The organism is Sutcliffiella horikoshii (genome assembly GCF_019931755.1).
GTDB classification, from domain to species: Bacteria; Bacillota; Bacilli; order Bacillales; family Bacillaceae_I; genus Sutcliffiella_A; species Sutcliffiella_A horikoshii_E.
In genome coordinates, this window is sequence record NZ_CP082918.1 from 1,499,020 (window position 1) to 1,512,059 (window position 13,040).

A 13,040-nucleotide genomic window follows, 5' to 3' on the forward strand; every position below is an offset into this window, starting at 1 on the left:
TTATTTTGGTGGAATGTATATGGGAGAAGAGGGTGTGGCAATCGTGAAACGCAGCTGGCTTAGTGCTTGTCAAATAGGGGCAGTGTATGTAGGAACCATTGTAGGTGCGGGTTTTGCTACAGGCAAAGAAATTGTTCAGTTTTTTACGCAATACGGGTGGATCGGATTTATTACGATACTTATGAGTGGTTTTTTATTTATTTGGCTGGGAACAAAAATGATGCTGATTTCCAAAAGAATCAAAGCAAATTCCTATAAAGAGTTTAATGAATATTTATTTGGTATGTCTGCGGGAACGATAGTCAATCTTTTTATGCTGGTCATTTTGATTTGTGTGGGGGCAGTGATGCTTTCCGGAGCAGGTGCAGTTTTTGAGGAACAACTTGGATGGTCCTTTCAGCTTGGTTTACTCATTACGGTTGTGCTTTCAGTATGTGTTGTCCTATTCGGAGTAAAAGGGCTGGTTGGGGTCAACATTATTGTAGTTCCCGTAATGATTATATTCAGTTTTATTATTGCAGGAAATTCCATTGCTGATAATGGTTTATCTTTTTTGAGTCTGGATCCTGTAAAGGACAGTTTAAAGGGATGGTTGGCACCTTTCATGTATGTATCATTTAATCTTGCAATGGCACAACCTGTTCTTGTTCCGTTGGCAACGGAGGCAAAGGATGATTGGGTCATTAAACGTGGCGGGTTCATCGGTGGATTGGTCTTGTGTTTTATTTTATTGACGTGTCATATATCGATTGCTTCGCTTCCTGATTTTCATACGTTTGAAATACCAATGGCGGAAGTGGTGAAGTTGAGTATGCTTTCGTTTTTTGGCATTTATGTTTTTGTGATTTATGGGGAGATTTTTACGTCGGTTGTGAGTGATATTTTTGGGTTGCAGCGGCAGTTGGAGAGTATGTTGAAGGTGTCGAGGTATGTGGTGACGATTGTGTTGGTGAGTATTATTTATATGATTAGTCAGATTGGGTATGGTAGTTTGATTGAGCATTTGTATCCGTTTTTTGGGTATGTGAGTATGGCGTTTTTGGTGTTGTTGGTTGTGAGGAAGTGAGGGGGAAATTGGTAAACTCCCTGTTGATTTCCGCAAATGGCTTCGCTTTCCGCGGGGCGACCTTGAGCCTCCTCACTTCGTTGCGGGGTCTCAACATTGCCGCTACTTCCCCGGAGGAGTCTTCGCCATTTGCTCCAATCAACAGGGTGGAACGGTATCATCACAATTCTCTTACTAACTCCCTGTTTCCTTTCGTTCCAGGTGTTCGCTTTCCGCGGGACGGTGCTTGAGCCTCCTCGGCTTCGCCGTGGCCACTGAAAAAGTCTTTGATTTTATATTTTGTTAAGACACCGCTGTTGATTTCCGCAAACGGCCTCGCTTTCCACGGGGCGACCTTGAGCCTCCTCGGGCTACGCCCTGCGGGGTCTCAACAGTGTCGCTACTTCCCCGTAGGAGTCTTCGCCTTTTGCTCCAATCAACAGCTATAAATTATCAAAAAGTTAGGTTATTAGGTTTTTCAGTGGCCTTGCTTCGCCTGTGGGGTCTCAAGCTACCGTTTCTCCCCCGCTGGAGTCTCACACCTTGCACACCAGTCAACAGGGTGGGTAGGTATCTTCACAAATATCTTACTAACCCGTTCACTTCCTCAAAAGGTGCTTATCGTACGAATGTAGCGACGATTGCAACGAATGGGATGGCGGTCATTAGGACATTGCCGATTAGGAAGAATGTCATCAGTTTTTCTTTTAGTTCAGGTGCACCGCTGACTAGTTCACTCTTTTTCATTAAGTTAAGAATAAAGTTCACTAACACACTCACTGCCACAATTGTAATTGGAATGAATAAGTTGACTGTGGAATCCATCAAAGTCATAAAACCGAAGACAATAAGAATTAGTGGCAGTGCTTCAATGACAGCTACATAAATGAAGAATCTAGATTGAATTTGTGCAAAGGTTTGAGGCTCCAACACAAGTTTTTCCATGCTTGAGCGTAAAACAATCGAAATTCCAAAACTTGCAATCACAGCTGCTATAACAAATAAATATAAAGCATCCATCAAATTTCCCCTCCTGAAATATACAGAATAAGTATATATTTTACCTTATTATTTCCAAAAGAGATATCAAAAGTTTAATGGGAATATGACAAGTAACCATAAATCAAATACAAGGTGGGAGATGATTATAAGAGCAAGGGAGTTCTTCCATACATATAAGGCTCCCCAAGCAATTCCTGCCGTGGCTGCTGCGGCGACCAACATCGGATTGCCTGTCCAGATGTAATGCATACAGACATGCCCCTGCAATAACCCCCATTAACATGCCGTATCTATCTACTAGTTTAGATTGAAGATACCTTCTCCAGAAAACTTCTTCTCCTGGAATAATGATTAGAACCAATACTAAGTAGTGCCACCATCTACTTGGCCCTACAATCAGATATAGTTCCTTCACAAAAGTAATGAGTGGAAAGGGAAATACTTTAAGTAATAAATAAGCCGCTAAAAATAGTCCATATAAAATCGTCCCGGTTAAGATTCCGTACGAAATATCATGAATTGTTAAAAGTCGTTCATTAAGATGAGTGGGTTTCTTTTCTTTCAGGCTAATTAAAATAAGAATGAATAATGAGACGGTAAAAAGAATCCAAAAATAATCAGTTAGCAAAAAGCTGATAGCAAGTAAGATGTTTGCTAATGCTAAAAACAAAAGAATCTTTTTCATATTAGTTTCTCCTAGTTTTGAGGTTGACCTTATTTTAACAGGAAAGCTCTTTCTAATAAACGAACATACTAAGGAGGAAAAACACTTATTTTAAGTTAGGAGATGAGATGGAAGAATGACACAATCCAAAAGCCAACAGGAAAGACAAAGAAAAGTTAGAAAGCAATCACAAAATGATCATGGTAAAGTGAAGAGTTTCGAACAGCTAGCTGATGAAGCGGGGAAAAATAAATAATTTAATGATGTCGGTCATTCCTGTATCAGGGGATGACCGCTATTGCTACATGAGCTCAGGTGAATATTGAGTGCGATATAAAAGCATACTATTGGAAGATATTACAGAAATGAGGCTTAGAGTATGGGTAATCAGCATGAAAAAAAGAGATATGTTGCCATCTTAAGTCCTTATACTACAAGTCTTTTGCATTATCGCAAGCCTTTTGTAGTGGCTTGGTGGGGTGCGGCATTTCCAGGATTTGGACACTTTATGTTATCAAAATACCTGACAGCCTTCATATTAATTTCATGGGAAGTCGTTAGTAATTCATTGGCTCATTTAAATGAAGCTATATATCTCTCTATGACGGGGAGATTTGATGAGGGAATGGCAGTTCTTGATACGCATTGGATTATTTTGTATGTGTGCATGTATGTGTTTTCCATCTGGGACAGTTACCGCCTTACCATCGAAATGAATAAACATTATTCGTTAGCTTACCATGAAGGTTTTCCACTACTTATCAAGAATACATCTTCCATTGAGATTAACGTCCTTGATAAGAAGAACCCTTTGCTTGCGATTATTTGGTCTCTATTAACTCCAGGATTAGGTAATCTTTACGTAACAAGGGTCTTGTCTGTTATTTTTGTCTTAACATGGTGGTTGATCATTACATATCAAGCAAACGTCTTTCCAGCCATTCATATGACGCTTGTCGGAAATTTCCAAGGTGCTACCGATATATTAGTACCTCAATGGTTTTTATTCATCCCGTCCATTTATTGTTTTGCTGCATATGATTCCTATGTGAGTGCGGTGGAGCTCAATAAATTTATTGATAAGTATCTAGCAAGAGAATTAAAAGATAAGTACCAGGATATTCAGTTTAAAATGCCGATATAGAAAAGAGCTGGAAAGTAATGTACATTTTCGCTACATTTAAATACAACATGGAAATGGAACTTACATTACGTGAATTAGAAGAGCTGGGGCTAACGAAAGAACAAATCTTAGTGGTGCCGCTCGATAAGATTAAATACCAAACGAAGGCGATTGATTCTATGCATCGTTCAGATGGGAGAAGTCTAATCGATTTAGCTGCTATCTTTGGGATTATCTTTATGCTATTAGGGGTTATTTACGGGTATATCTTCTATCTGGGTCCCATACTCTGGGGACTTTTCGGACTAATATTTGGTGGTCTTTTTGGTTTTTTGGTTGATTATTATTTTACTAAAAAAAGTGAAAAAGCATTGAAGAAACGCGGATCAGATGCAGATATTATCATTATGATTCAATGTTCAAAAGATAGGCAGGAAAGAATTGAGGATATATTGTGGAATAACATGGTGTTGGGGGTTGGCGTTTTAGAAAGGTAAAAGAGTATATTGCGATAAAAAGCCAATCCCAGGAGAGAGGGATTGGCTTTATGCTTTTACTAATAGAGACTCATACCCAAATACGTTCAAACTCCTTTCCGTGCCCGAGGGAAAAACAGAGTTCTTTTAAGTATCTATTCAAGCGTTCTTTTTCCAGTTCAAAATATTTTTCGCCTTTAATCGATTCTATTGTATGCTTTGTATACTTCCAGATAGCCTCTTTACGAAAGTCTGGCGAATGATCTGCTATGGTTTTTAATACATGAATGGTAGAGGAGATAACATCAATGTCCATTTTCCCATAGCGAATGATAGGGGAGAAGGCAATATCAAGGTAATCAAAAAAGTCTGGAGTTTTGACAATCACTCGCAAGTTTCTATGTCTATCATTGAAATAGGGTTGTGGTCCTTGCATGGACGCTAGTTTTGAAAGCAGAGTGCCAAGCTGTTCGATACAATGAACTGCTGTGCTTGGATCGTTGATGCCAGACGAAAGGGCTCTTACGCCTATTTCATTTACTTTTCTGATGCCAAATTCCACATCCTCCAAAGGAGCACGGGCGATGGAGACGGTGATTAATGAGCGGAAGGACTCTTTGTCAATCTTCTTCCCCGATCCCCAAACAGAAAGAAGCGGTGTATGTTCATTGATATAATCGCCTTGCTGCCGTTCGACACGTACAATGCAATCTGAATTATAGGCTTCTTTTACTAAAGCATCTACATCAATATACTGAACATATCCAGGCTCTTTGCTCATGATTGTCACTGGTTCTTTTGTAGAAATTTCCTGGCTCTCCCAGTCATCCCATGGCGCGTCGTGTATGGACGCATCACTTTCTACAAACAGTTCTTCCATACAGTCCATCGTTTCAACGGTGATGTTATGGAGTAAATTGCTTACTTGAATCCACGTGGTGACATGTTGGATGAAAAAGACGAATACAATTAAGCAAAGGATAGCAATAGCAACTGCGAATGAAGGGACGAGAAATAGCTGATTTTCGGTTGTTTCCTTTAAAAATAGAAGTAAAATGATGCAATAAATGAATCCTGCCGTAAATATTCCAAGTACCCTTTGGGTGGAATGATCCGTTATGAAGTTTTGCAATGCCCTTGGGGAAAACTCTGACAGATACGTGGTAAGGACTACCAGGATTGTAGAGAATGTAATGGTCGTCATTGTTAACAATGAAGAAGCAATGGAGCTGAGAATGGTTTGGGAGAGCCCGATATCTGATAAAAAAATGGCTGGTATCTGATTCTCTGCATCCGTAGTTGAAAGAATAAAATTATCAAGAAATAGCGTGCAGATTGCTAGAAGGAAAGCTAATACCCCATAAAACGAAGGCAAATACCAAAAGCTTGTTCTCAAACGTAATAGATTTGCTGACCGTGCCATTTTTAACACTCCCTGAAATTAAAGTACTCTTGAAGAAAATGTAGATACTTTTATGAAAATATGTTATAGTAACAAAGTTAAATTGAATAAAGTCTTACGCCGATTCTAGGCGTCAGGAGAGGTTCTAGCAAATACCCTCTATAAAAAACTAAGGACAGATACCAAACTATATTCCTTAGGATATAGTTTTTTTATTTTTTCTGATGTTATGCGCTAGCCTCCATTATTTTTGGTTAGCGTTTTTTGTATGACTATAGATAGTGATAATTAAAGGAGTGAAGACACGATGAAGCAACAGGAAAAAGCGATGGTCGTGTTCAGTGGCGGTCAGGACAGCACTACTTGCCTGATTTGGGCAATGAAGGAATTTGATGAAGTGGAAGCTGTCACGTTCCATTATGGACAGCGACATGAACTAGAAATTGATTGTGCGAAAAATATTGCAAAAGAACTTGGAGTAAAACACCGCATTCTTGATATGTCTCTTTTAGGGCAATTAACACCAAATGCCCTTACAAGAGATGATATTGAAATAGAAGAAAAAGAAGGAGAATTGCCTAGTACGTTTGTAGACGGAAGAAATCTTCTATTCCTTTCCTTTGCAGCGGTAGCAGCAAAACAGATTGGAGCGAGACATATCGTGACAGGAGTTTGTGAAACAGACTTCAGCGGGTACCCTGACTGTCGAGATGTTTTCATCAAATCCATGAACGTGACGTTAAACCTTTCTATGGATTATCCATTTGTCATACACACTCCATTGATGTGGCTGAACAAGGAAGAAACATGGAAACTGGCAGATGACCTTGGTTCACTCGATTTTGTAAGAACAAAGACTTTGACTTGCTATAATGGGATAATCGCGGATGGGTGCGGCGAGTGCCCGGCATGTAAACTGAGAAAACGTGGATTGGATGACTACCTTGCTAAAAAAGATAAAGGGGTTGTGTCCTCATGATGCAACAAATTTATCCACAAGTACAACATGACTTCTCCTATGAATTGAATAAGGATATGCAAATAGCAGCAGCGCATTTTGTTCCAACAGATGCAGCAGGGAAATGCAGACAACTGCATGGACACACCTATTTCGTCAATGTGACAGTTGCAGGAGACAACTTGGATGAGGCTGGTTTTCTTGTTAATTTTCAAGTGTTGAAAAAGCTTCTGCATGATAAATTTGATCATACGGTTTTAAATGATCATAAAGATGTCTTCAATGATCACGATCCAAATTATTTTCCAACAACGGAAGTAGTAGCAAGAACGATGTGGGAAACGATAGAAAAGCATTTGGAGACTCTTCCTTCCAAACCTACCTGTCTACAAGTGTATGTAAGGGAAACACCGACAAGCTATTGTATTTACCGTCCTAAGAAGGGGAAAAAGAAATGAGTAGTCTAATACCGGTTTTAGAAATATTCGGCCCAACCATCCAAGGAGAAGGGATGGTCATTGGTCAGAAAACGATGTTTGTTCGAACGGCTGGTTGTGATTACCGCTGCTCTTGGTGCGATTCCGCTTTCACGTGGGATGGAAGTGCCAAGGATGACATAGTAATGATGTCACCTGAGGAGATTTATAAACAGTTGTTTGAGATAGGTGGGAAATCCTTTAATCATGTAACCATTTCTGGAGGAAACCCGGCTCTTTTAAAAAATATCGGGGAACTAGTAAAACTTCTTCATGAGAAAGATATTAAGGTGGCACTTGAAACACAAGGAAGCAAGTGGCAGGATTGGCTGAGTGAAATAGACGATTTGACCATTTCACCGAAACCACCAAGCTCCGGAATGGATACCAATTTCACTATACTTAGTGACCTGATAGAAAGAGTTAATAGAAGTTGTGTGTCTCTAAAGGTAGTGGTATTTGATGAAGACGATTTGGCTTATGCTAAAGGGGTTCACAAGCGTTTTCCGGATATAGCTTTTTATGTACAAGTAGGAAATGATGATACAACCACCGAGGATGATGAAATGTTAGTCAGCAAATTGTTGACTAAATATGAGTGGTTGATAGATCAAGTAATGAAAGATGATGAAATGAATAATGTCCGCGTGTTGCCACAATTGCACACACTAGTATGGGGTAATAAGCGCGGGGTTTAATAAAGGAGAGAGTGAATATGTCAGGAAGAAAAGATTCAGAATTGGAAGGTGTAACATTGCTAGGGAATCAAGGGACAAGTTATTTGTTTAACTATTCCCCGGATGTTTTGGAAACCTTTGAAAACAAACACCCAAACAGAGATTATTTTGTAAAATTCAATTGTCCGGAGTTTACAAGTTTATGTCCAAAAACGAATCAGCCGGATTTCGCCACTATTTACATTAGCTATATTCCTGGTGAATTGATGGTGGAGAGCAAATCATTGAAGTTGTACCTATTCAGCTTCCGTAACCATGGAGATTTCCACGAAGACTGTATGAATATCATCATGAATGATTTAATCGAACTAATGGATCCACGCTATATCGAAGTATGGGGTAAATTCACCCCGCGCGGCGGAATTTCCATTGATCCATACACCAACTATGGAAAACCAGGCACAAGATACGAAGAGATGGCACAATACCGCCTGATGAACCACGACCTATACCCAGAAAAAATCGATAACAGATAAATCATCCAAGAAAACACAGCTTCGGTTGTGTTTTTCTTTTTTTAGAGGTATGTGTGTAAACCAGTTGATTTCCGCTCTAGGCGCTTCGCTTGCCTGCGGGCGGTCCGTGAGCCTCCTCGGCTTGCAACCTGTGGGGTCTCACCTGTCCCTTCCTCCCGCGGGCGTCTGCGCGCCTTCCACTCCAATCAACAAGATGGATTCATTCACCGAGGGTTTATAAAAGGGGATCTAACCGAGTAAACTGAAAAAGCATTAACATATCCGTCTACCTAATTTCCAGCTGTGAATTGGAGCAAATGGCAGAGACTCCAGCGGGGGAGTAACGGTAGCTTGAGACCCCACAGCGCAGCGAGGAGGCTCAAGCACCGTCCCGCGGAAAGCGAAGCCATTTGCGGAAAGGAACGGCGTCGATTAACCAAACAACTAAGCTTTTAGTTTTAAAAGAACCAAAACTTATACTAAAATCCCTCCCAATTGAAAATAATAACAGTAAAATAGGAGGGGACAAAAATGACAAACCATACAACAGAATGGTCTTGTGCAGAAACCAGCACACTATGGACACTGTACCTAAACAACTCCATGTCAGCATGTGTCTTAAGATACTTCCTTGAAACAGTAGAGGATAAGCAAATTCGAACAATCATTGCAAAAGCCTACGATGTAGCATCCTCAAATGAAAACGAACTAAAGGCCGTTTTTTGGAAGGAAAAATACCCACTGCCGTTAGCCTTTTCAGAAAATGACATAAATCTTAAAGCGCCTAGACTCTTTTCAGATACGTTCCAACTAGCTTACGTTTTACAAATGGCCAAAATCGGAATGGTTACATATGGGGCAAGTCTTAGTGCAATATCAAGGAAAGATATCAGAACGCTTTATAAGACATTCCTGCAGCGAACTATCGAGATATATGATATTACAACTGACCTGCTATTAGAAAGAGGTTTGTATATTAAGAAACCTAGTACCGTTATTCCTGATAGAGCTTATTTAGTGGAAGACAAAAAATATTTTAGCGGGATAAATCCTTTAGTGAACAAACGTACATTAAATACGATCGAAGTGACCCATCTAAGTATGAATATCGAAACTAATCAGATTGGGATGCTACTGTGTACTGCATTTTCCCAGACCGCTGTCAGCAAGGAAGTTCGTGAATTTATGGTAAAGGCTAAACAGATGGCCCATTCTCATATAAAAACATTTGTAGATATATTACTGAAGGATGATATTCAAGCACCAATGGCAGCAGATTATTCTGTAACCGCTTCTCACATACCACCTTTTTCTGATAAGTTAATGATGTTTCATAATAGTTTGATGGTGGCGGCCGGGATTGGGAATTATGCCACTGCATCCTCTGCAAGTCAACGTACAGATCTTGCGATAAAATATGAAAAGCTCTCTTCGGAGTCGGCATTACTAGCAAAATCTGGTGCAGACATCATGGTTACTAATCGTTGGATGGAACAACCTCCTTCCACTGCTGACAGAGAAGAATTGTCTAAAGAGCGTGAATAGTTGTAGGAGAGCGTTAATTCTGTTATAAAGTAATTAACAAAGGCAGAGGAGAACCATTCATGAACTCAAATAGAAATGCTCTTTTAATTGGAGCAACCGGTTTAGTAGGTGCGTACGTAAAAGAAGAGATTTTGCAAAATTCAGATTACAACAATCTAACGACATTTGTAAGGAACCAAACGAATGAGAATCATCCAAAACTAAAAGAAGTGAAAATTGACTTTGAGAACATGTCTGACTATAAAGAACATTTCAAAGTAGATGATTTGTTCATTTGTTTAGGGACAACTAAGAAAAAAGCAGGCACACAAGAGAAATTTCGTAAAGTGGACTATGACTATGTAGTGGAGGCAGCTCGTCTGGCCAAAGAAAGTGGAGTTACTAAAATTGCTGTAGTATCAGCAATTGGGGCGGATGAAAATTCTAGATTTTTTTACAATCAGGTAAAAGGGGAGATGGAACAGGCAGTATCAGCTATCGGGATTACGTCTACGTACTTCTTTAGGCCTTCCTTACTTCTCGGAGATCGAAATGAATTTAGGCTAGGAGAAAGAGTAGGGGAAGTGTTGGGTACGGTCATTCAACCTTTATTGCGCGGAAACTTACAAAAATATCGTTCTGTTCATGGGCAAACAGTTGCAAAAGCAATGGTTAAATTTTTAAAAGATGGCAGAGATGGTGTTCATACTGTGGAATCAGATCTTATCGCTAAAATAGGTGAGCTCTGACATTTATTATATCTTTATAGGTAAAGTTCGTTTCATTTCAGCGTAGCAGGGAATAAGAAATAAAAAATAGGAGTGTCCACTATGAGCCAAACGAAAGAGCTTAGAAGAATTCGTAAATCTGGCCATTTAACCATTCCCAAGTCAATTAGAGAACAACTTGAAATTTCCGACGGCGATGTTTTGATGATTATGGAACAACCTTTAGGATTAGTAATGAAACCGATAAATGAAGAACACATTTATAATGAATCCATTGTTTCCAATAACGGGAAGGTAAACATTCCTATTGAGATTAGGCGTAATCTGAATATTAATGAAGAAACACATTTTTCTGTTCGACTTGATAAAGAAAGTTCTGCCGTTATATTGGAAATTTTAGAAGAGGAAACTGGCTAGCAACAAAAAGACTTCCCCGCCTGATTTGGGGAAGTCTCTTTTCAATTTAAATCTATAAGGACTTTACTATTTTATAGTTTTTATGATTAACCACGGTTCGTTGTTCCAATTCTAAATCACGATAATTGTTCATATAGGTAAGGTCCACTATGACAGAGTTTTCATTTACTTTCTCTACCACCCCTTGAAGACCTTCACGAAATTCTATGATGTTACCCACTTCTGCTTTTTTCAACGATATCTCCCCCTAAATAGAGTTCACCGACAGGTACTGACTCTGTCTGGCTTTTTTTATTTTTGTGAAATAGTGGATTTAAAAAGTGTTACATACAGTTTGCATTATTTTTGCAGAAACGTAAATAGTTTCATGCTATTTTTTCTAAATTTTCTTTTAATTTATTTTTTTTTACATTGTGACCGTTACACATTAGAGTGCATATATAATAATAGGGCTACCTAATTGCCCCATTCGATTTATTCCTTATCCCCCATGGAATCCCTTCATTAGAAGGGGTTTTTTCATGCTTATTTTCACATTAGGTCAATAGTGATAAAATAAACAGTAGTATTTTGAAAGATGGAGTGATGATTGTGAATGAAAATTTAGCATCAGAAATATTGGACAAGCTTAAAAATGGAGAGCTTCATGAATATAGAATTCAAAAAGAGGATTTTATGATTTTTCGTAAAGTGCTGGTTGCACGTGATGACTTTAAACACTATAGAGGCATTGCCAAACACAAAGGTGAAGTAGTATACCAATATATGCAAGAAGCAAGAAGCTAGTTCAATACAAAAACCAAGTTGATCGCAGTGGAAGGCACGAAGACTCCTATGGGAGGAAGGGACAGGGGAGACCCCGCAACGAAGTGAGGAGGCTCCCGGACCGCCCATGGAAAGCGAAGTGCCTGAAACGAAGATCAGCTGTTTGGGATAATCTTATCGTTACACCGCATAACTTTCCGCCTAAGTTTCTTCAGCGCCTCTGCCCGCCACGACTTCACCGCACTTACCGTAACCCCCTCCTGTACAGCCACCTCCTCCATCCTTTTACCTTTTATGATGCACTCTACCACCCATTTCTTCTGCTTATCCGTTAAATGGCGAGTATATTCCTCCAACCCAACATCAGCAGCGTCCCCAGTGAAATCAAATCCCTCTTCCGGCAGCTCCTCCACAAACGTGTGCGTATTTTCCCACCTCACCTCTTTTTTTAAGAGATTAAGCAATTTTCCGCGTATTGATGAATATGCATAAGAAGTAAATGAACCCTTTCTGTAGTCTTGTGAACAGAAAGCTTCCCATAATGCGATGGTTGCTTCATGAACGTATCGATCTTTCTCTTTGTATATATTCAAAGTGTTAATAATATGGTGTATCATGGGAGTGTACTGATCTAATACCTCTTCAAAAGTTGGTTTCATTAGGAGTTCCTAACGAAAAGCTAGCTTTTCTCTATTACCGGTATCTTTACTATAGTGGACGGTTATTTAGTTGACATGTCAGGATATGAGGAATAAACTGTGAAGTAGCAGTGGCATATGACTTGTACAGTTGTGTGTTATGAAGAGTATGGAGGTTACCTGTAAGAGAGTATCAACGATAATGTAAAAAAGGGGTAATTGCCATGGAACATAAAAAAGAGGATAAACTAGCGAATCAATCCATGTTTCTATGGAAAAATGACGCCGACCGGACAGTACAAGGATTTTTATTGTACCCGGAAAACATTCCGGATATTCAATATATCAAAAAGTTATTACGTCATATGTATATGGCAAAGGAAATCTTCAAGATGTCGATCTGGTTTGAAGGGGACGTCATCCAAATTACTGGTCGAATACAATCTTTCCGCTATAAAGCCAACAAACTTACCATTAAAGATGTGGATAAGAACATTTATCATATTCGTATATTTGATGTGGTTGAGATTATTAGAAAGTCACAAAAATAGCAGTACTCAAGAGTCCAAATAGGGCTCTTTTTTTTATGCCCATCATTATTGCCTCCATTTAACAGTTGGTATATTACAT

The 13,040-nt window shown here is 39.3% G+C and carries 18 protein-coding genes and 1 riboswitch; of the genes, 13 read left to right on the top strand and 5 right to left on the bottom strand.

Translation table 11 applies throughout. The features are described from left to right. Nucleotides 1-13 precede the first annotated feature (13 nt). The gene (locus K7887_RS07680) at nucleotides 14-1,066 is read left to right on the top strand and encodes a YkvI family membrane protein (RefSeq protein WP_223492945.1); all 1,053 of its coding nucleotides are present in this window, start codon (nucleotides 14-16) and stop codon (nucleotides 1,064-1,066) included. 597 nt (nucleotides 1,067-1,663) lie between these two features. Here the strand turns inward: K7887_RS07680 and K7887_RS07685 are convergent. After that, nucleotides 1,664-2,065: an ATP synthase subunit c family protein gene (locus K7887_RS07685; protein WP_223492946.1), complete on the bottom strand. Its 402-nt coding sequence runs from the start codon at nucleotides 2,063-2,065 to the stop codon at nucleotides 1,664-1,666. A 103-nt stretch (nucleotides 2,066-2,168) separates the two neighbouring features. Then, nucleotides 2,169-2,732 (bottom strand): CPBP family glutamic-type intramembrane protease, encoded by a 564-nt coding sequence (locus K7887_RS07690; protein ID WP_223492947.1) that lies wholly within the window; start codon nucleotides 2,730-2,732, stop codon nucleotides 2,169-2,171. 115 nt (nucleotides 2,733-2,847) lie between these two features. Between K7887_RS07690 and K7887_RS07695 the strand changes: the two genes are divergently transcribed. The 3 genes from K7887_RS07695 to K7887_RS07705 all read left to right on the top strand — a co-directional run bounded on the left by K7887_RS07695 (nucleotide 2,848) and on the right by K7887_RS07705 (nucleotide 4,331). Continuing rightward, complete coding sequence (locus K7887_RS07695) at nucleotides 2,848-2,967, top strand: DUF6254 family protein (RefSeq protein ID WP_223492948.1); 120 nt, start codon at nucleotides 2,848-2,850, stop codon at nucleotides 2,965-2,967. A gap of 123 nt (nucleotides 2,968-3,090) precedes the next feature. Further along, the gene (locus K7887_RS07700) at nucleotides 3,091-3,855 is read left to right on the top strand and encodes a hypothetical protein (RefSeq protein ID WP_223492949.1); all 765 of its coding nucleotides are present in this window, start codon (nucleotides 3,091-3,093) and stop codon (nucleotides 3,853-3,855) included. Nucleotides 3,856-3,872: 17 nt separating this feature from the next. Continuing rightward, nucleotides 3,873-4,331, top strand: coding sequence for a hypothetical protein (locus K7887_RS07705; RefSeq protein ID WP_223492950.1), 459 nt, complete (start codon nucleotides 3,873-3,875; stop codon nucleotides 4,329-4,331). Between the two features lie 70 nt (nucleotides 4,332-4,401). Here the strand turns inward: K7887_RS07705 and K7887_RS07710 are convergent, their stop codons facing one another. After that, nucleotides 4,402-5,733, bottom strand: a complete 1,332-nt coding sequence (locus K7887_RS07710; protein WP_223492951.1) for a DUF2254 domain-containing protein — start codon at nucleotides 5,731-5,733, stop codon at nucleotides 4,402-4,404. A gap of 112 nt (nucleotides 5,734-5,845) precedes the next feature. After that, nucleotides 5,846-5,891: riboswitch (PreQ1 riboswitch) on the top strand. A gap of 128 nt (nucleotides 5,892-6,019) precedes the next feature. On the opposite strand from K7887_RS07710, the gene queC reads away from it, so the two are divergent. The 7 genes from queC (at nucleotide 6,020) to K7887_RS07745 (ending at nucleotide 11,007) form a co-directional block, all read left to right on the top strand. Next, on the top strand, nucleotides 6,020-6,691 hold the full coding sequence (gene queC, locus K7887_RS07715; protein WP_223492952.1) for a 7-cyano-7-deazaguanine synthase QueC: 672 nt from the start codon (nucleotides 6,020-6,022) through the stop codon (nucleotides 6,689-6,691). Beyond that, on the top strand, nucleotides 6,688-7,128 hold the full coding sequence (gene queD, locus K7887_RS07720) for a 6-carboxytetrahydropterin synthase QueD (protein WP_223492953.1): 441 nt from the start codon (nucleotides 6,688-6,690) through the stop codon (nucleotides 7,126-7,128). Before queC ends, queD begins: the two co-directional genes overlap by 4 nt. Then, complete coding sequence (queE, locus tag K7887_RS07725) at nucleotides 7,125-7,844, top strand: 7-carboxy-7-deazaguanine synthase QueE (RefSeq protein ID WP_223492954.1); 720 nt, start codon at nucleotides 7,125-7,127, stop codon at nucleotides 7,842-7,844. Before queD ends, queE begins: the two co-directional genes overlap by 4 nt. 17 nt (nucleotides 7,845-7,861) lie before the next feature. Next, on the top strand, nucleotides 7,862-8,359 hold the full coding sequence (gene queF / locus K7887_RS07730; RefSeq protein ID WP_223492955.1) for a preQ(1) synthase: 498 nt from the start codon (nucleotides 7,862-7,864) through the stop codon (nucleotides 8,357-8,359). A gap of 510 nt (nucleotides 8,360-8,869) precedes the next feature. Then, entirely contained in the window at nucleotides 8,870-9,883 is a 1,014-nt protein-coding gene (locus K7887_RS07735) for a DUF3231 family protein (protein ID WP_223492956.1), read from the top strand. A gap of 59 nt (nucleotides 9,884-9,942) precedes the next feature. Then, nucleotides 9,943-10,611, top strand: a complete 669-nt coding sequence (locus K7887_RS07740) for an oxidoreductase (protein WP_223492957.1) — start codon at nucleotides 9,943-9,945, stop codon at nucleotides 10,609-10,611. An 81-nt stretch (nucleotides 10,612-10,692) separates the two neighbouring features. After that, nucleotides 10,693-11,007 (top strand): AbrB/MazE/SpoVT family DNA-binding domain-containing protein, encoded by a 315-nt coding sequence (locus tag K7887_RS07745; protein WP_223492958.1) that lies wholly within the window; start codon nucleotides 10,693-10,695, stop codon nucleotides 11,005-11,007. A 52-nt stretch (nucleotides 11,008-11,059) separates the two neighbouring features. Here K7887_RS07745 and K7887_RS07750 read toward each other — a convergent pair whose 3' ends face one another. Further along, nucleotides 11,060-11,242, bottom strand: a complete 183-nt coding sequence (locus tag K7887_RS07750) for a YkvS family protein (RefSeq protein ID WP_088017801.1) — start codon at nucleotides 11,240-11,242, stop codon at nucleotides 11,060-11,062. Between the two features lie 350 nt (nucleotides 11,243-11,592). Between K7887_RS07750 and K7887_RS07755 the strand changes: the two genes are divergently transcribed. Then, entirely contained in the window at nucleotides 11,593-11,793 is a 201-nt protein-coding gene (locus K7887_RS07755; protein ID WP_399209418.1) for a hypothetical protein, read from the top strand. 134 nt (nucleotides 11,794-11,927) lie between these two features. Here K7887_RS07755 and K7887_RS07760 read toward each other — a convergent pair whose 3' ends face one another. After that, on the bottom strand, nucleotides 11,928-12,431 hold the full coding sequence (locus K7887_RS07760; RefSeq protein ID WP_223492960.1) for a sigma-70 family RNA polymerase sigma factor: 504 nt from the start codon (nucleotides 12,429-12,431) through the stop codon (nucleotides 11,928-11,930). 203 nt (nucleotides 12,432-12,634) lie between these two features. Here K7887_RS07760 and K7887_RS07765 point away from each other — a divergent pair, with 203 nt between their 5' ends. Beyond that, nucleotides 12,635-12,961: a hypothetical protein gene (locus K7887_RS07765; protein WP_223492961.1), complete on the top strand. Its 327-nt coding sequence runs from the start codon at nucleotides 12,635-12,637 to the stop codon at nucleotides 12,959-12,961. Nucleotides 12,962-13,040 lie beyond the last annotated feature (79 nt).